The organism is Viridibacillus sp. FSL H8-0110, assembly GCF_038003565.1.
GTDB classification, from domain to species: Bacteria; Bacillota; Bacilli; order Bacillales_A; family Planococcaceae; genus Viridibacillus; species Viridibacillus arenosi.
Map to the genome: position 1 here is coordinate 2,956,925 of NZ_JBBOPJ010000001.1, position 17,800 is coordinate 2,974,724.

The 17,800-nt window shown below is 34.8% G+C and carries 15 protein-coding genes and 1 riboswitch; of the genes, 3 read left to right on the forward strand and 12 right to left on the reverse strand.

All coding sequences use genetic code 11. From position 1 onward, the window contains the following. Positions 1-13 precede the first annotated feature (13 nt). Both MHH98_RS14800 and MHH98_RS14805 read right to left on the reverse strand, forming a co-directional pair. Complete coding sequence (locus tag MHH98_RS14800) at positions 14-1,060, reverse strand: solute carrier family 23 protein (RefSeq protein ID WP_076065245.1); 1,047 nt, start codon at positions 1,058-1,060, stop codon at positions 14-16. Positions 1,061-1,133: 73 nt separating this feature from the next. After that, a riboswitch (ZMP/ZTP riboswitch) is annotated at positions 1,134-1,211 on the reverse strand. A 178-nt stretch (positions 1,212-1,389) separates the two neighbouring features. Further along, complete coding sequence (locus MHH98_RS14805; RefSeq protein WP_038191115.1) at positions 1,390-1,755, reverse strand: winged helix-turn-helix transcriptional regulator; 366 nt, start codon at positions 1,753-1,755, stop codon at positions 1,390-1,392. Between the two features lie 167 nt (positions 1,756-1,922). Between MHH98_RS14805 and MHH98_RS14810 the strand changes: the two genes are divergently transcribed. Continuing rightward, on the forward strand, positions 1,923-3,140 hold the full coding sequence (locus MHH98_RS14810; protein ID WP_340713153.1) for an MFS transporter: 1,218 nt from the start codon (positions 1,923-1,925) through the stop codon (positions 3,138-3,140). After that, positions 3,112-3,945 carry an aldo/keto reductase gene (locus tag MHH98_RS14815; RefSeq protein ID WP_076033939.1) on the forward strand — a complete coding sequence of 278 codons (834 nt, stop codon included), beginning with the start codon at positions 3,112-3,114 and terminating at the stop codon, positions 3,943-3,945. The genes MHH98_RS14810 and MHH98_RS14815 overlap by 29 nt, the downstream gene beginning before the upstream one ends. A gap of 166 nt (positions 3,946-4,111) precedes the next feature. Here the strand turns inward: MHH98_RS14815 and MHH98_RS14820 are convergent, their stop codons facing one another. Together MHH98_RS14820 and MHH98_RS14825 are read right to left on the reverse strand one after the other, a co-directional pair. Next, on the reverse strand, positions 4,112-4,762 hold the full coding sequence (locus MHH98_RS14820; RefSeq protein WP_038190217.1) for an SIMPL domain-containing protein: 651 nt from the start codon (positions 4,760-4,762) through the stop codon (positions 4,112-4,114). 258 nt (positions 4,763-5,020) lie between these two features. Beyond that, the gene (locus MHH98_RS14825; RefSeq protein ID WP_038190220.1) at positions 5,021-5,629 is read right to left on the reverse strand and encodes a histidine phosphatase family protein; all 609 of its coding nucleotides are present in this window, start codon (positions 5,627-5,629) and stop codon (positions 5,021-5,023) included. A gap of 425 nt (positions 5,630-6,054) precedes the next feature. On the opposite strand from MHH98_RS14825, the gene MHH98_RS14830 reads away from it, so the two are divergent. After that, the gene (locus MHH98_RS14830; RefSeq protein WP_076065135.1) at positions 6,055-7,314 is read left to right on the forward strand and encodes an MFS transporter; all 1,260 of its coding nucleotides are present in this window, start codon (positions 6,055-6,057) and stop codon (positions 7,312-7,314) included. A 377-nt stretch (positions 7,315-7,691) separates the two neighbouring features. Here MHH98_RS14830 and MHH98_RS14835 read toward each other — a convergent pair whose 3' ends face one another. The 8 genes from MHH98_RS14835 to MHH98_RS14870 form a co-directional block, all read right to left on the reverse strand. After that, entirely contained in the window at positions 7,692-9,983 is a 2,292-nt protein-coding gene (locus MHH98_RS14835; protein ID WP_340711432.1) for a 5'-nucleotidase C-terminal domain-containing protein, read from the reverse strand. Positions 9,984-10,451: 468 nt separating this feature from the next. Continuing rightward, a complete protein-coding gene (locus tag MHH98_RS14840) occupies positions 10,452-10,673 on the reverse strand; it encodes a hypothetical protein (RefSeq protein ID WP_340711434.1) in 222 nt (73 codons plus the stop codon). Positions 10,674-10,685: 12 nt separating this feature from the next. Then, positions 10,686-12,104 (reverse strand): serine hydrolase domain-containing protein, encoded by a 1,419-nt coding sequence (locus tag MHH98_RS14845; RefSeq protein WP_076033942.1) that lies wholly within the window; start codon positions 12,102-12,104, stop codon positions 10,686-10,688. Between the two features lie 107 nt (positions 12,105-12,211). Beyond that, complete coding sequence (locus MHH98_RS14850; protein ID WP_340711436.1) at positions 12,212-13,240, reverse strand: dipeptidase; 1,029 nt, start codon at positions 13,238-13,240, stop codon at positions 12,212-12,214. A 227-nt stretch (positions 13,241-13,467) separates the two neighbouring features. Next, positions 13,468-14,616 carry an o-succinylbenzoate synthase gene (menC, locus tag MHH98_RS14855; protein WP_445329612.1) on the reverse strand — a complete coding sequence of 383 codons (1,149 nt, stop codon included), beginning with the start codon at positions 14,614-14,616 and terminating at the stop codon, positions 13,468-13,470. Further along, positions 14,613-15,452 (reverse strand): GNAT family N-acetyltransferase, encoded by an 840-nt coding sequence (locus tag MHH98_RS14860; RefSeq protein WP_038190226.1) that lies wholly within the window; start codon positions 15,450-15,452, stop codon positions 14,613-14,615. The genes menC and MHH98_RS14860 overlap by 4 nt, the downstream gene beginning before the upstream one ends. Positions 15,453-15,499: 47 nt before the next feature. Then, positions 15,500-16,348 carry a MurR/RpiR family transcriptional regulator gene (locus tag MHH98_RS14865; protein WP_076033944.1) on the reverse strand — a complete coding sequence of 283 codons (849 nt, stop codon included), beginning with the start codon at positions 16,346-16,348 and terminating at the stop codon, positions 15,500-15,502. Positions 16,349-16,818: 470 nt separating this feature from the next. Further along, positions 16,819-17,628, reverse strand: a complete 810-nt coding sequence (locus MHH98_RS14870; RefSeq protein ID WP_038190232.1) for a YitT family protein — start codon at positions 17,626-17,628, stop codon at positions 16,819-16,821. Positions 17,629-17,800: the final 172 nt, after the last annotated feature.

Genomic DNA, 17,800 nt, shown 5'->3' on the forward strand with positions numbered 1-17,800 from the left:
ATAGCTCCTTATATTAAAATATAGATAATAAAAATTCAATAATCAATCCTGAAAGCATACCTAAAAACGGATCAGATATGGCTGTAACAACCATCGTCATACCACCAACAATAGCAGAATCCCCGCCACCAGCAAATGCAGCTGTCGCATTACCTGGTAAAGTGACAATTGCACCTAGAACGAATAAAAAGCCAGCAATTGTTGAACTCGGAATAAAACGGCCAATTTTCGGCAGTAGACCACATAATAAAATAACACCCATCATAACCATCATCAAAACACCTGCAAACACCGCATGTGGCGCACTTGCAGTAGCAGAAATTACAACTTCAACTGGTGCCCCGCCAAATAAGGCAGATACCATATCTGCAACGCTACTAATAACCGTTAAATGATCGACATTAACCTCTTGATTTGCTAATGCACCATTAATTTTACCAAATGCGATATTGGCACCAATATTTAACGTAACCATCGCAAGTGCTCCGCGAATAACTGAAATATTAAGCGTTAACTTTTGTAAAACGAATTTTTCTTTCACTGGTTGTTGTGTTGTCTTTTCCTGTTGTGTAAAATGACCAACAACACTTGAAATAATAACTGAGAAAAGAATGGTATAGACTAGATCTTTTGTAACCATATATGTAATGATTGCAACGACAAAAGAAGAGATCCCAACTGCTTTATGATTTTTCGTCATATCAAGGGATACTTTCACGAGCATGATGCCAACACCAGCCATCATACCATTTGTTATAACTGGTCCGATAAAATCAACAATTTTTTCTAGAAAACCAAATAATCCAATAACAGTCATTAAAGCTGCTCCGAAGAAGATCATCGATAAGCGCTCGCGCATATTTTTCCCCATAGTTCCAGCTACAGTAATCGTCTCTGCCTGATAAGATATTACTGGAATAGAGCCTGTAGCCGAGTTACCAATTGCTCCGATAAAGAATGCCAAGGCTGTTGGTACAGATGCAAAACCAAATGATAATGCAAGTAATCCTTGCGGTAAACCGTTTAGCAACACACCTAATGCTGCTAGAATATCCTTCATAAAATCCACTTTTTTCACCTTTTCCGATAAAAATTTCCAACAAAAAAGGTATTCAGTAAAATTCCGCTTACTAAATACCTGCCCAGACGTACGACGAATTTCTATATGCTCCCTCATGGTAATCCATGCTACGCCAGTTACATATAGATTGGAATATCCATTATTTTATCGCTAACACACGAATAATACAACATATTTTATTATGAAATAAATGTAATTACCATTAAATCACGAACGTTATTCAACATTTATATTATTAATTATACAAAACACGAACGTTTTAATATAATAATCCTTTTTTTGGATATTAACCATATTTTTCATTATAACTAATCATTTAATCCATTATCCTCTAAGTAACCCTCTTTACTACCATACACTTTGACAATATGTTCCTCGCCCCAATTACAAAGTGAAGTCAGTATAGGTTCTAAACTTTTACCGTAATCGCTTAGCTCATATTCTACTTTTGGTGGTAGTTCATGATATAGAATACGGTTAATGACACCATCATTTTCTAATTCACGTAATTGCTGAGTTAACATTTTTTGCGAAATATTTGGCATCAGTCGTTTCAATTCACTTGTACGTTTTTTTCCATGAGTGAGATGACATAAAATCACACATTTCCATTTTCCTCCGATAACTTCAAGTGTTGCTTCAACTGATATATTGTATTTTTTCTTCGTTTCCATCATTAATAACCTCTTTTCATTTAAAAGAACATTCGTTCGCAGTTACTAAAAGGTTCCTATATAACAAAAAAGTACGTACTTCCCTTTCTGTTCTGCATGCTCCATAATAACATTTGTTCCGGAACATTTGGCAAGTAATTGCACACTGATTAAAAGAAGGAGATTCTATGAAAGAACAGCAACAAAATAATACAAAGGCTCTGCTTGCACTGGCAGTGACTGCTTTTGCCATTGGGACAACAGAATTTATAAGCGTTGGTTTACTACCAATGATTGCAGCCGATTTACAAACTTCACTTCAAGTAACGGGTTTGACCGTGTCTATTTATGCGATTGGTGTAATGATCGGGGCGCCTGTACTGACATCTCTACTAGCCCATATTCCTCGAAAGAAACTTTTACTAGGGATTATGCTAATTTTCATCATTGGCAATAGTATAGCCATGTTTTCTACAACTATCGGCATATTACTTGTAGCGAGACTAGTTTCTGCTTTAGCTCATGGTGTATTTATGTCAATTGGATCTACAATTGCTGCTAGTCTTGTACCAGCAAATCGTCGAGCAAGTGCGATAGCGATTATGTTCACTGGATTAACTGTAGCTACAATAACAGGTGTTCCTTTCGGTACATTAATTGGACAACAATTCGGATGGCGCATGGCATTTGCATTTATAGTCGTTATTGGTATTCTCGCACTAATTGCCAATATGGTTTTAATACCTTCTTCTATCCAAAAAGGTACCAAAATCGGTTTTGGTGAACAACTTAAGCTAGTAAAAAACGGCCGATTATCGCTAGTGTTCATCATTACTGCACTAGGTTACGGTGGTACATTTGTCGTCTTTACGTATCTATCACCATTATTGCAAGAAGTGAGTGGTTTTTCGGCAAAAACCGTGACTCTAATTATTTTATTCTATGGTGTTACAGTTGCCATTGGTAATACTATTGGTGGTAAACTAGCTAATAACAATCCAATTCGTGCATTATTTTATATGTTCGTGATTCAAGCGATTGTGTTATTTGTTCTTTACTTTACCGTACCATTTAAAATAGCTGGTCTAATTACGATTTTATTTATGGGGCTCTTTGCATTTATGAATGTCCCAGGGCTTCAAACTTATGTCGTGATATTGGCTGAGCGTTTTGTCCCTAGCGCTGTAGATGTCGCTTCTGCTATTAATATTGCTGCTTTCAATGCTGGAATTGCGATTGGATCATATGCAGGAGGCGTTATCGCCAAGTCAATGGGATTAATCCATACAACATGGATTGCAGGAATTATGGTAACAGGAGCTGTCATTTTAGCAGCAATCTGTGTCAAACAAGAAAAAACTGAGGAGAGTGTTCAAAATGAACTTACAAACAACAACATTAAATAATGGAATCAAAATGCCAGTCTTAGGCTACGGTGTTTTCCGTGTAGAAAATGGTGCAGAACTTGCAGAAGCTGTTAAAACAGCTATAAAAAAAGGCTACCGTAGTATTGATACTGCACAAATTTATGGCAATGAAGAAATGGTAGGACAAGGTATTAAAGAGGCAATTGCTGAGGGTTTAGTTACTCGTGAGGAATTATTTATCACATCAAAAGTTTGGAATGCTGGCTTAAATTATGAAGCTGCACTTGCTGCATACGATGACAGTTTATCAAAAATGGGATTAGATTATTTAGATTTATACTTAATCCACTGGCCTGGTCATGATCAATATTTGGATGCATATAAAGCACTTGAAACGATCTATAAAGAGGGTCGAGTTCGTTCAATCGGCGTAAGTAACTTCCAAGTTCACCACTTAGAAAATCTACTTAAAGAAACAGAAATCAAACCAGTTATCAATCAAATTGAATTCCACCCACGTCTTACACAACAAGAGGTGCGTAATTATTGCATGGAGCACGATATCCAAGTTGAAGCATGGTCTCCACTAATGAACGGAGAACTGTTAAAAGATGAAACTATACAAAGTATTGCTGCTAAACATAATAAAACAGCTGCTCAAATCGTCTTAAAATGGGATATACAACATCAAGTTGTAACAATTCCAAAAACAATGACTGAGTCACGTATGGAAGAAAATATTAATGTCTTTGACTTTGAACTAACTACTGAAGAAATGGCTCAAATTGATGGATTAAATGAGAATTTCCGCTGTGGTCCAAACCCAGATGAATTTAATTTTTAATATAGGCTAATCATATATAACCCCAGACGAGTATTTATACTCATCTGGGGTTGTTTTTTTATTAAGACTGTTAGTGATCTACTTTTTTATTACCAATCAATTTATATTAAAAGATTATATTTTTGCATTATTCCCTATTCAATTTGCTAGAAAATTCACCTATAAACTAATACTGAAATTTGACTCTTAATGACGCACTTATTGTAATTTGCCCTTGTTCGATTGGGGTGGAGATATTCTGCTCAGCCATGGCAACAGTTTTATATAATACAGGGCCCGCATTACTCTCTTCTACAATCTCTATCGGTTGTGGAAGCATTGGTAATCGCATGGTCTCGGCTATTGTTTTTGCTTTCATTTGGGCATCATGGAGAGCTATACTTAGCGCTTGTTGATAATAAAATTCTCCATTTTCAATTTTAAACTGAATTCCTGAAACGCGATTTGCACCATTTTTTACAGCTGTATCAATGACAGTGCCCACTTGACTTGTATCTTTTACTTTAACATTAAGAGCATTAGTCACTTCATAACCTCTAAAAACCTGTTTTCCTTCGATGTAATCATAGTTTGGCACAATATTATAGGCAGCAGTTTGAATATTCTCCCTTGGAATGTTAAGTGACAAAATAGATTGTATTACACGATTCATGATATTTGCATTTTCCTGTTGCGCTTTACTTACATCTTTTCCTTCTGTGATCACTTCTATTTGAAGTTCCACATAACTTGGTTGAACGGCAACTTTCCCGTTACCCGTGACTGTTATAACACGAAATGAGTTACATGATAGTTGATGAGCATTTGGATTAAACACTGAATTCCACCTTCCGTTTTGTTCATATTATTAATCCTATGCTTTGTACATTGAAAACTTGTTAATCGAATTCAAATAGATAACTTGAAGTAGGTTCTATTATATTTTTTAATGCTACAGTAAAAGGTAGACATAATTAACAATTTCACTTCACTCAAGAAATCTTTTAATCTAAAAGAAAATACTAATCACTTAAGTAGTAGAAAAAAGACCATTTGAATAGTCCCTATCAAATGGCCAATTAGAATCGATATACAATTAATACTCATCATATTCTATACTAAATCTCTCAACATTATGATTTTCTAATTTAAAGAATATATCTTGAGATACTTCTAATTTTAAAGCTTGGGTTTTTTCTAAATTGGTGTATACTCCTCTTAATATTCTACCTGTTAACCCATGTGATACAGCGATAATTTTCTCACGACCTTCAATACTTTTTAGCCAATCTGCTACTCTTTCCTCAACAGAAGTATAACTTTCTCCATTAGGTGAATTAAAAAACCAATTGTAGTGATCTGTATGTTTTAGAAGTTTCGGCCATTTTTCTTCAATTTCTTTCATTGTTAAGCCCGCCCAAGAGCCAACAGATACCTCCCTTAAGCGATTATCCTTCTCTACCTTAGTTACATCAAATCCTAATGTATTACAGATAATCTCAGAACTTTGCATAGCTCTACCTAAAGGGCTCGATATAATAGCCCACTTTTTTGGATCTCCAATATACATCTTTAACAATCTAGCAATACTATTTACTTGGGCAATTCCATCATCTGTTAATGGTGAATCCAGTTCACCTTGATACCTACCTTGCGAATTAAAGACAGTTTCTCCATGTCGGAGTAAATAAATCGTTTGATTCAAAGTATGATCACCCCTTAGTTATAATAAATGTCAGTTTTAATTAATATACTACTAGATAGTTCTAGTATTTAGAAAAACCTCTCAGTTGTGCATTTCATAGATCTGCTTCTCAATAATTTTTGAATTTACCAAAACTATCTATTCTATTTCTAAGATAAAAAACACAATACTTTCATTGCGGAATTCATCATTTTCAATATTATAAGTATAAGCTCAACATGCTCTATACCATGGTTTGTTAATGAACTTAACATTTTAAACTGATATTAACCAATTTAACTTAGTCCAACCTATTGACATTATATCAGACAATTCGTATTATTTAGCATACTAATCTCATCACTGTCTTTATGTAGCATTTCATATTTTTTTATATAAAACTGATAATTCTATGGTTATTAACTAGAAATGAGTTGAAGTTCTTAATGAAAAAGGTTCACTATAGCTGGATTATTCTACCAGTTACATTCTTATCTATTATTGTTGCAGGTATCATTAGATCCTCATCAGGTGTTTTTATAGATCCTTTTGAGCTTGAGTTTGGCTGGAGTCGCCCTGCCATTTCCTTTGCCTTCGCAGTGAGCTTATTTTTATATGGCTTCTCGGGACCTTTTATGGCAGCGTTTGTAGAGGTTTTTGGTTTAAAACGAATGATGCTCTATTCAATGCTAACATTGTCAACTGGTCTTGCATTGACTTTAGTTATGCAATCACAATGGCAATTAATACTGATTTGGGGTGTCATGATCGGTATTGGTTCTGGATTATTCTTAACCGTACTCAGTACACAAATTGCAAATCGCTGGTTTGTGAAACACCGTGGTCTCGCAGTTGGCATTTTAACGGCAAGTACAGCAACTGGACAATTAATATTATTACCTGTATTAGCTACAATCATTGACCAATATTCTTGGCGTTACGCCACAGGACTTATCTTTATTCTTAGTCTATTAATCTTATTATTAATCCTTCTGTTTATGAAGGACTTCCCCCAAGACAAGGGACTTCTACCGTATGGGCAGGAGGGTAATGATCAATCTGCTGAACAACCTATTCTTAGGCAAAATCCATTTAAATTAGCACTAGGTACACTTATGGAAGGCTTGAGACTAAAAGAATTTTGGCTACTTGCAGGAAGTTTCTTCATATGTGGTTTATCTACTAGCGGTTTAATTGGAACTCATTTCATCTCCTATTGCATAGGGTTTGGAATCCCTGTTGTAACAGCCGCGGCAATGCTCTCATTTATGGGGGTATTCGACTTAGTGGGAACAACCTTATCTGGCTGGTTATCTGATCGAATTGATAATCGTTGGCTGCTATTTTGGTATTACGTGCTTCGTGGAATATCCCTACTGTTTTTACCGTTTGCTTTAGCTCAAGGTTCTTACTTATGGCTAGTTATTTTTTCTATTTTCTATGGTTTAGATTGGATTGCCACTGTCCCACCTACTATTGGATTGGCAAGACGGGAATTTGGTCTTAAGAAAAGCACCTTAATGTATGGCTGGATCATGGCTGCTCATCAAGTTGGCGCAGGGGTTGCAGCATTTGGTGGTGGAGTTATTTTCAAAGTATTTGGTTCCTATCAATGGGCTTTTATTTTAGCTGGTAGTATGTGTGTGTTAGCTAGTTTATTCGTCATCATGTTGAAAAAACATCAACCTAAATTAGAAGAGATATAACCCGTTATACAGCATATTTTTTCATATTTCAATTAAAGTTCAATGCCATAAAAGTGTCTTAGAGGGATAGAGACTGTCCCTAAGATATAGACAAATAAAAAAGCATCTTCGATTGAATTCAGGTATAGATACCAAAATTCATTTCGGAGGTGCTTTTTCTATGATCACAAAAGTGAGTTATTCATACAAAGTGAATATGTAAGCTATTGAGATTGTGCGCTAATAGACATGATCTCTAAGCTAACTATATTGATTGTAATTTATTAAGATAGTTATAGCTTAAGAAGTATCCCCCCAATTTATAGCTATCAGGGGGATACATTATATTAATTGGTTAACCTAACATGAAATTCATAATTTTGCCGATTGGTATTAAATCACTTTGCAATATCTACAATTCGTCCTTCTGTAGTTGGGTTAATTTCTTTTAGTGATGTTAACTGCTCCGCTAAGTTTTCCCAATCCGAAAGACCTAGGTCTGTTACTCGACCTTCTGCATATGCTTTGGCAAAAATGTCGTAGCCGTCTCCACCTTTGGCAGTAAAGGCATTAGTTGCTACAGTGTAGTTTTCACCGTCTTGAATTGCAATGTAATTGCCGCTTGCATCTTTGTATTTAATGGAAACTACACGTTGACCAACTGGCTTGCTTGAGTCAAATTCTACTTTAGCACCAGATACATGAAGGAAGCCGCCACTTTCTGCTGGATATTCTTTAAAACTCGTTTCGAATCCTAGTTTTAAATCTGCACCTGTTAAAGTCATTGTTGCTAATGTATTACCAAATGGTAGTACTGTAATCACTTCGCCGACAGTAATTTCACCTGCATCAATACCAGCTCGAATACCACCACCGTTTTGAAGCGCCATAATAACATCTTTATTCTTAGTCTTAGCTTTACTTAGCATACCGTCAGTAATGATGTTACCAAGTGCAGTTTCATTGCTACGTACACTAATCTTATCAGTTGCTGAATTATCTTTTCTTGGGTTTTCTAGTGCACTTTTTGCTACTGCTCCGATAGCTTTACTGTTTACTTCTGCAACTTTATCAGAATATGGTTTTAATATAGCAACCGCTTCTGGATCATCTGTTAAAGTTTTTAATGCAATAAGCTCGCCATCAGATTTCACTACTGTACCTTTAGTATCAAACTCTACATCCAACGTACCTAAAAAATCGCTATATTGGTATGCTTGGACGATAACAGTTGGATCTTTTTTCTGCTTGTTGCTATCTTGGTCTACAATAACTGGTTTCTTTAATTCTGTATGGCTATGTCCACCAACGATAACGTCAATGCCTTTTACAGTTGCAGCTAATGTTAAATCATTGTCTACCGCTGCATTATCATCATATCCAATATGTGAAAGCGCAATAACTTTATCAACGCCTTGACCTTCAAAGGCTTTTACTGCTTTTTCAGCCTCTGTAATATAATTTTCAAACGCTATACTTCCTGGACTCGCAATATCTACTGTTTCTTCAGTTGTTAATCCAAAAATGCCGACTTTTTCGCCATTTATTACTTTAACAATACCATTGTAAATCTTTCCTTTTTCAGGTTCACTTGAAATTAAATCTGTAAATAGACCTGTAAAACGCGCATCTGCTGAGAAATTTACATTGGCACTAATGAATGGGAAGTTTGCTCCTTTAATAAAATCTGCTAAAGCTTGATGCCCTTCTGGACTTGAACCTAAATCGAACTCGTGATTTCCAAAAGTCATAGCATCATAGCCCATTAAATTCATCAGTTTTAAGTCTGCTTGTCCTCTGAATTCATTGAAATATAGAGTTCCACTAAATACATCACCTGCGTCTAGTAATAATGCATCTGGATTTTTTGCTCTAATATTTTTGATAGCTGTTGTTCTTTTTGCCGCATTGTCTAAATGAGCATGCGTATCATTCGTGTGCATGATTGATAATGCAAAATTCTTCTCTACGCCATCAACTACATTAATTTCTTTGCCATCCGGAGTTGTGATTTTACCGTTCGCAATTGTAGAATCTTTGTACCAAACGTTATTGTATTGAATGACCCCTGCATTTAACTTTTCACCGTTGAATAATTTTCCATTATAAAGTGCTAAACCCACATTTAACTTACCTTTTACAAAGTAACGACCTGTTTTTTCTGAGATACCTGTAAACGCTTTTCCTTTTACATAATAAGAACGTTTTGCTCCATCACCATACCAACCTGTGCTGAGTTTACCATTTTTAAAGTATCGACCTGTATTGGCACCGATTCCTGTAAATGGTTTTCCTTTCACATAATAGATGTGAGCACTATCTTTTCCATACCATCCTGTCGCTACTTTCCCATTTTTATAATAGGTATTGCTTTTCACCCCTGTAAAAGCCTTCCCCTTTGAATAATAGACACCTTTATATTTAGCAGTGCCCTTCTTTCCGTTTTTATAATAAATACCGCCTTTTAATCCTGTATAAAGTTTGCCATCTTTGTAGAGTTTACTATTAAATTGCTTATACCCTTTTACAGTTTTACCTGTTTTCTTGACTACTAATTTACTATTAGAAACTTGATATTTTGAAGACGCAGCATCTACTGATTCCGACGTAGCAAGAGATCCTATTAAAACTGTTGCTCCTAATATTAATGATGCAGCCGGTTTTACAAACTTATAATTACGTTTTTCCATTTAAACATCCCCTTAAATTATCCTTATATTGGTTTTGTGCAATCCAAAATAGATGACTCTACCTTCTATCATTATATATAAATTCATATAATTCCGTTACCTAAAATACATAATATTCTTAAATTTTTATCAAATTTACATTTTTCTATAAAATATGACTTTTAATATGACAACTTTGTTCATATAAGTTCAAACATAAGATACCAAATTGCAGCTCTTTTTTAAATTAGTAGTTTAATAATTCGCTAAGTAGTATTAGTATTATTTTTTCTTAAAGGTTGTTTAACTGCTCCATTTAGGAAAAAACTATCAAAAATCATTCGAATATATCAGAAACAAAACAACCAGTCGCCGGTACAATACCGACAACTGGTTGGGTGAATGCTTTTATATTTCAGTCTTATATACTGGGTCAGTTCCGTAACAACTACTATTCAAGACACTTTTTAATTTTTTTCTTAAATTGATTTAACTTTCTCTTTGATTTGTAAGAGCACCAGCTGTAATCGGTTCTAATCGACGAGTATTAATTAATTTAATCATTGATTTTAATCTCGAGGTAGATTGGTTTAAATCATCACTTTGATCTTTGGTAGACTCCTTATCCGAACTACAAGCAACCAATATAAACACAGACAGAATAAAAAATGTAATTAATAGATACGATTTCTTTAGATGTTTAACAATCAAATTTCTCCCCCCTTAGTCCACCTTTGGAATTTGTCTATATCCGCATTTAATCCTTACAATTGTTCCTTCTTCATCTCTTTTAAAACGCAGTATCATATTCGAGTCTTTTATGTGTACTAAAAAGGTATCTTCAGCAATTAATTTTATTATTGTTTGAATTCCATCTACATTTATATGAAGTTTTCCTTCTTCAATATGAAGTTTCACTTTCGAACCTTCACCTGATACAAATTCACCCTCAAATTCATTTAACTTTTCAGCTGATACGTCAATTTCTTTCAAGCTAAAATGACAATCATGTATAGATCTACCTAGTTGTTCTGCAAATGCACTATATAATAGTTGCGTAGAAGGCACTCCTGCTAAGTTAGTAAATGATACTCCTGCTAAACCTAATTCTGGAATCATATTCAATTGAGCTGCTACTCCTTTAATGGAGCCTCCATGTTCTATCAATCGATAGCCAAAATAGTCAGGTGTTATCATTAAACCGTATCCGTAATATTTCTCATGATCACATTGGATATAAGGTGTTGTCATTAATTCAACGCTCTTTGGAGTCAGTATTTGTACTGAACCTACTTTTCCATTGTTTCTAAAAATTTCAGAATATTTAATCATATCGTTTATAGTAGATTTCAAGAATCCTGCGGCACGCATAGCCGGCGCATCCCAAGGATTATTAGATTCAAACACAATCGTTTCTTCTTCTTTTTTTCGTGAATTATAAATGGTAGCAACATCCTCGTGTCCTTTTAATTCTTCATAATGAAATACACTTCGGTGCATACCTGCCGGGCCTAAAATATATTCTTTCATATACTGTTCGTAACTGATTCCACTGACTCGTTCGATAATAGTACCTAAAAGGGCATAACAATCATTTGAATAGCTAAACTCTGTACCTGGAGCACCTAGTAATGTAAAATCTGCATTCGCTATATCTTTCATTAGTTCCTCATATGTTTCAATAGAAGGTATCTTTGATAAATCCATTGCTGGCTTTCCCTCTTCTTCAAATGTTGGATCCAGCAACATACTCGTACGCATTGCACCTATTAATGCGGCTAAAGGTGGTATTCCTGCAGAATGAGTCATAAAGTGATGAATCGTCATTTGTTTCGTATATTCTTCATTATTAGTTTTAAATTCTGGTAAATATTGCACAACAGCATCGTGAACAGACAGCTTTCCAGCCTCTTGTAGCTGGAGAATAGCCACGCATGTAAATGATTTCGTTACTGAACCAATTCCAAATACAGTATCAGATGATAGAGGAAGCTCTTTTTCTATATTTCGATAACCAAAATCATTTTCATAAAATAATTGACCCTCTTTCGCTAAGCCCATTGCAAAGCCTGGAATTTGATATTTCTTCGTAATTTCACCTGCATACTGATTGAATTCCTTCATCATTGTTTCTTGTTTCATATCGTCCATCTCTCCATTTCTGAATTTCCTGATTTTTAAAACTAAAAAATATATCTATTAAAATTTATCTTAAGAATAATTGCAATACTTAAATCTAATCATTCGTTTTATCCTTTAAAGATTCGAAGGAAATTCCCTCCTAATAATGCTTCAATCTCATTTCCTTTATAGCCTCGATCTATAAGTCCTTCGATAAATAGAGGAATCTCTTGATGACCTGAAATGACATCGAATGGCTTACGTGGTATATTCGCCAAATCAGCTGGTGACATATATTTAATTAAATCTTCACAAAGATCTAACCCGATTCCAACATGCTGAATACCTGCAACTTTTACTAGATGATCGACATGATTGATGAGATACTCTATATTACAATTGGTATCCTCATCAGCAACTAGTAAGCTAGCTGCATTTACTCCAATCACACCATTTTTTGAGGCTATAGCTAGAATCTGTTCGTCCGTTAGATTTCGCATCGTCGAACAAAGTGAGCGAGCATTTGAATGTGATGCAATGATTGGTTTTTTGCTTATTTCCATCACATCCCAGAATCCTTCATCATTTAAATGTGATACATCAATTGTTATACCTAGTTTTTCTGCTTCTTCAATCACCTTAACTCCAAAACTTGTGATGCCTCCTTTTCTTCCTTCACGAATTGGCTGAAAGAAACTCCCATCCCCAACGGCATTTCTTCTACTCCAAACTAACCCGAGATTCCGTACACCTAATTCGTAAAATACTCTTAATAGACTAAGATCCGTTCCTATTGGCTCTGCCCCTTCAATAGACAATAAGAAACCGATTTTCCCCATTTGTTTAGCTCGTTCCATATCCTCTCCGTTATAGCAAATCATCAATTTTTCTGGAGATTCTTGCACCTCTTCATATAAATAACTTATCTGCCCCAGTGCTTTTCGAAGGCCCATTTCTGGAAGAAAACTACTGTCAACATATAGAGCAGCTACAATGATATTTACTCCACCCGCTGCTAAACGTTCATAATAATCCGTTTCAATAACCTTTCTTCTACCTTTTTCACGTTGAATCTGTACATCAGATAATAAATCAGAATGTCCATCAACAACTAACGGACTATTCTGATTTTTTTGCACAAAAAATTGATTCTCCATTTTTCTCACCCCCCAATAATCATTGATTCATTTACAGTAAATTATATTTCTGTTGTTTTCTGATTAATGTATTGATTTAGAACTATCGAATCTTGTCATAAGTTCTTTACTTTTTAAAAAGCATAATGAGAATAAACATATTTATTTTGTTTTAAATGACGAGAGGTATATCCTACAACTATTTGCAAAATTGTTGTTTTGGGGGATTACAGCCCGACATCAATGATTTATGACTTCAACGAAACCTTATTGCTTTTCGTAACTATTTTCTTTTCTACCCGGTACGATTCAAGAACTTCACGATTTAATTCATAGCCTATACCTGGCCTATCTGGTATCGTGATCATGCCATTTTCGACGATGACTTCTGGCTCAATGATATCCTTTTCCCAATATCTATCTGAAGATGCTGTATCACCTGGTAAAACAAATTGAGATAGACTTGTTAGCGCAATATTATGGGCCCGGCCAATACCAGATTCAAGCATTCCTCCACACCAAACAGGGATTCCTTTCTCAAGACAATAGTTGTGGATTTTTAACGATTCAGTTAATCCTCCAACACGGCCGATTTTAATATTAATAATCTTACAACTACCTAACTCTATAGCTTTTCTAGCATCCTCTAATGAATGAATACTTTCATCCAAACAAATAGGTGTGGATAACTGCGATTGTAATTTTGCATGATCGATAATGTCATCATGCTCTAACGGCTGTTCAATCATCATTAAATCTAATTCATCAAGTCTTTTTAACAGTTCCATATCCTTCAGCGTATAAGCTGAATTTGCATCTGCCATCATATCTAAATCAGGAAAATGTTTTCTAACTTCTTTCAAAACGTCGTAATCCCAACCAGGCTTTATTTTAATTTTGATTCGTTTATAACCTTCATCTACATGATTACTTATAATTTCTAAAAGCTCTTTTACAGAGGATTGAATGCCTATACTGATTCCAACTTCTATCTGCTTCTTTTCTCCACCAAGGGCATTTGCCAATGTTAGATTGCTACGTTTCGCAAATAAATCCCAAACCGCTCCCTCTAATGCAGATTTCGCCATATTATTTCTTCGAATAGCCCCAAACCTCTCTGATACTTCATCTGGATGAGCGATAGGATCCTTAAAAAGCAAGGGAATTAGAATATCTCTCATCATGTGTTCATTTGTTTTTACAGTCTCCTCACTATACCAAGGACTTGCAAAAGCGACGGATTCACCAAAGCCAGAGAGGCCATGTTCATCAACCATTTCGATGACAAAAAATTCTCTCTCCTGAAATGTACCAAAGCTTGTGGTAAATGGTTCCTTTAATTTCATTACAAGTCGATGTAGGCAAACTTCTTGAATATCAATTGGACTATAGATCATAATTTTCCCTCCTCATTTCCCACTAAAGATAAACTATTACGTTTTCGAAACACATAATAACTCACCTTTTCTTTTGAATTACGTTTTACATCCACTGCTACGTAGTCATTCAAACACAATTCTTGAAACCATTTTCTCGTTTTATAGCGCCAATCCAATGCAAGACTTGGCTGTTGTTGCTTCATTTGTTGGAAATTCTCTGGTATTGGAATTAAGATTATATCTTTCTTTTTATTTTTTATTGGCTCTATCTCAGAGCTAATAATCGGAAACTGCCTCTTATTGAGCTCTGTTTCAATCAACGGTTCATAGCTTTGGACTTCATCATTCTTTTGTTCACCCTGGATGTGATCACTACGAATCCACCACTCTACTAAAAATCTGTCAGTAGGAATTCCTTTATTAAGAGGATCTTCCATCATTCCGTAATGATTTTCCAAATAGGAGGCTGCAATCCCTTTTAACTTATGTAGATTCAAGTAAGCATTCACGCTTTCTAGAGGGTCGTATGTCCAAACAATTAATGAATAGCCCATTTCAAGTGCCCATTCCTTCTGAGCAGCTTTTAGTTTTTCTCCTAATCCACCTTTTTGATAAGTAGGTAAAACACCGAGCATATGAGAGCATAAATATGCTTTGCCATTCTTAAATCCTGGGAAGCTATATTGATAGCCTACTAATTCATCATTATCATAAGCGCCTAGGATCATTCCACCATTCTTCGATGCTGTATACGTTTGGTGTATTGGTATAACTGGCATTTTCCAAACCTTCTCTTCAATTTGCTGTGTGGCTCTTATCTCTTCGATATCTACTAATCTCTTAATCTGTAACATTCTACACCTCACCTATTTTTCTATATAAACACCAGCAAAGTTTTATATCATTCTCCAAAAAAACGGTTTAATTGTAGCTCTTCGTATACTTTAGTTCTTTTTGCAAACTGTTCTGAATTTTTCACTGCTACAGCACCAACTATAGCGTTCATCAGCGAAAACACTGCCGGTGCGACATCTAATGTAGATTTAATTGGTAGTTGTACAGTAAATAAGATATCCGCATGTTCTCGAATTGGGGCAACCTCTGAATCAGTAATACCAATTACAAACGCACCTTGACGCTTTGCTTCTTTCGCCATATTGATTGTTTCCAAAGCATAACGATGAAATGAAAATGCAACAAACGTGCTTCTCTCATTCATTTCACTAATACGTAACATAATATCATCTGTATCAGGTCGGAATAATCTTACATTTCCACGCATTAAATCGAGAGTAAACGAAAACCACTGTGCCATTGCATGAGATGATCGAACACCTGATACAAGAACTCTTTCTGATTGAGCTAAATGGTCAACTACTTTTGTAAAATCACCTACATTTAGCCTTTCAGCTGTTTGCAATATCAACTCAGCATCTTTTATCATCATTTTCTTTGAAAATTCTTGATCCATCTTAGTGGAATTTTTCATAAAGTGGAATTCAAATAAACTACTTTTTTTATTGAGCAGTTGTTCTTGAACATCCTTTTGCAAAGCGCTGTATCCACTATATCCAAGTGCGTGACAAAATCGAATAACCGTAGTTTCACTGACATTAATCTCCTGTCCTACTTGAACACCTGAGTTCATCGCAAACGCCTCTGGATTTGCAAGAAAATGCTTTGCTACCATCTTTAAACCTTTTGAAAATTCATCATATTTTGATTGAACCTTAGACTTTAATTCATCCATTTATCTATCTCCTGTTTCTCGAAGGATTTCCTTTTTTTTCATCATAATGAAGTTTATTCTTCTTTTCAATTAAAATTACAATAAATTCCGAAAATTATAAATTAATTTACCCATTGATTTAGAAATGATTTATTTCAATCGTATACAAATTTATCTTCATCCATCTTAAAACATACAATGCATTCAAGGTTTCATTTGAAATAGAGATTTACGGCTAAATAAAATAAAAAATTGAACGTATTCATAAAAAAAGTGTCTATAAAAGGAATGACCTTCCTTCTAAAGACACTTTAATTTATCATGTTCAATTACATCGCGAGGTTTTCCTGAAGAATACAGATGTTTAATAATATTGCTGGCATTAAAATTTAACACGTCTGTATTTTTTCCTCTATTCAAAAATTAAAAGCAATTACCTCTTATCATTTTAAATGATTCACTGAGATAATTGCTTCTATATTTAATAACTCTTATCCACGGTGGAACATCCCTATAACTTCTTTTGTCTCTGTGATGTTCACAAACGCATTTGGATCAACTTCAGTAATCATTTCTTTAACTTCTGATAATTGATAACGAGTGATAACAGTAATAAGGACTTTTCTACCTTCACCAGTATAAGCTCCCTCACCATCCATAATTGTAACTCCGCGATATAGATTCGCAAGTAATTTCTCTTTCACTTCGTCACCTTTACCCGTAATAATCATCAGAGTTAGTTTAATGTGATTCGTATGAATCGTATCAATAACTTTACCCGTCGCATAAATCGCTACAAGCGTGTATAAAGCTGCATCCCAGCTAAATACAAAGCCAGAAATCACTACAACGATCGCGTTCATCGCAGAAATCATCGCCCCAAGAGGAAAATCTCTTTTCTTATTTAGAAGCATCGCAATAATATCAAAGCCACCTGATGATCCTGAAGCTTTAAAAATTATCCCAATACCAATTCCTGTAATAACTCCACCAAACAGTGATGCAAGAAGGGGCTCATGTGTTACTTGATAAACAGGAATTACATACAAACTAACTGAAAGTACTAGTACTGAAAGAATCGTATATCCAATAAACCGTTTACCTAATTTCATTACACCTATAATAAGTAAAGGAAGATTTAATAAAAAGTTTAAAATACCTGTATTGAAAGGCGTTACTAGACCAAGCATGATAGCAATTCCACTTAATCCACTGCTAAGAATTTCATGAGGAATCAACAAAAAGTTATAAGCAAATCCCACTAAAATAGAACCTATTGTAATTATAAAAATATTGCGCATAGCTACTCTCCCTACCAAATAATCCTGTGCTACTATTTTTTTATTCTTTTTTAAAAATTCACACAACATCTCATACTAACGCTTCCGAATCTTAACTCGGTGACCATGTCATAAGCACAATTGAATTATATTATAGTTGAGTTTTAACGATTAAAAAATTTAATAGTTTTTT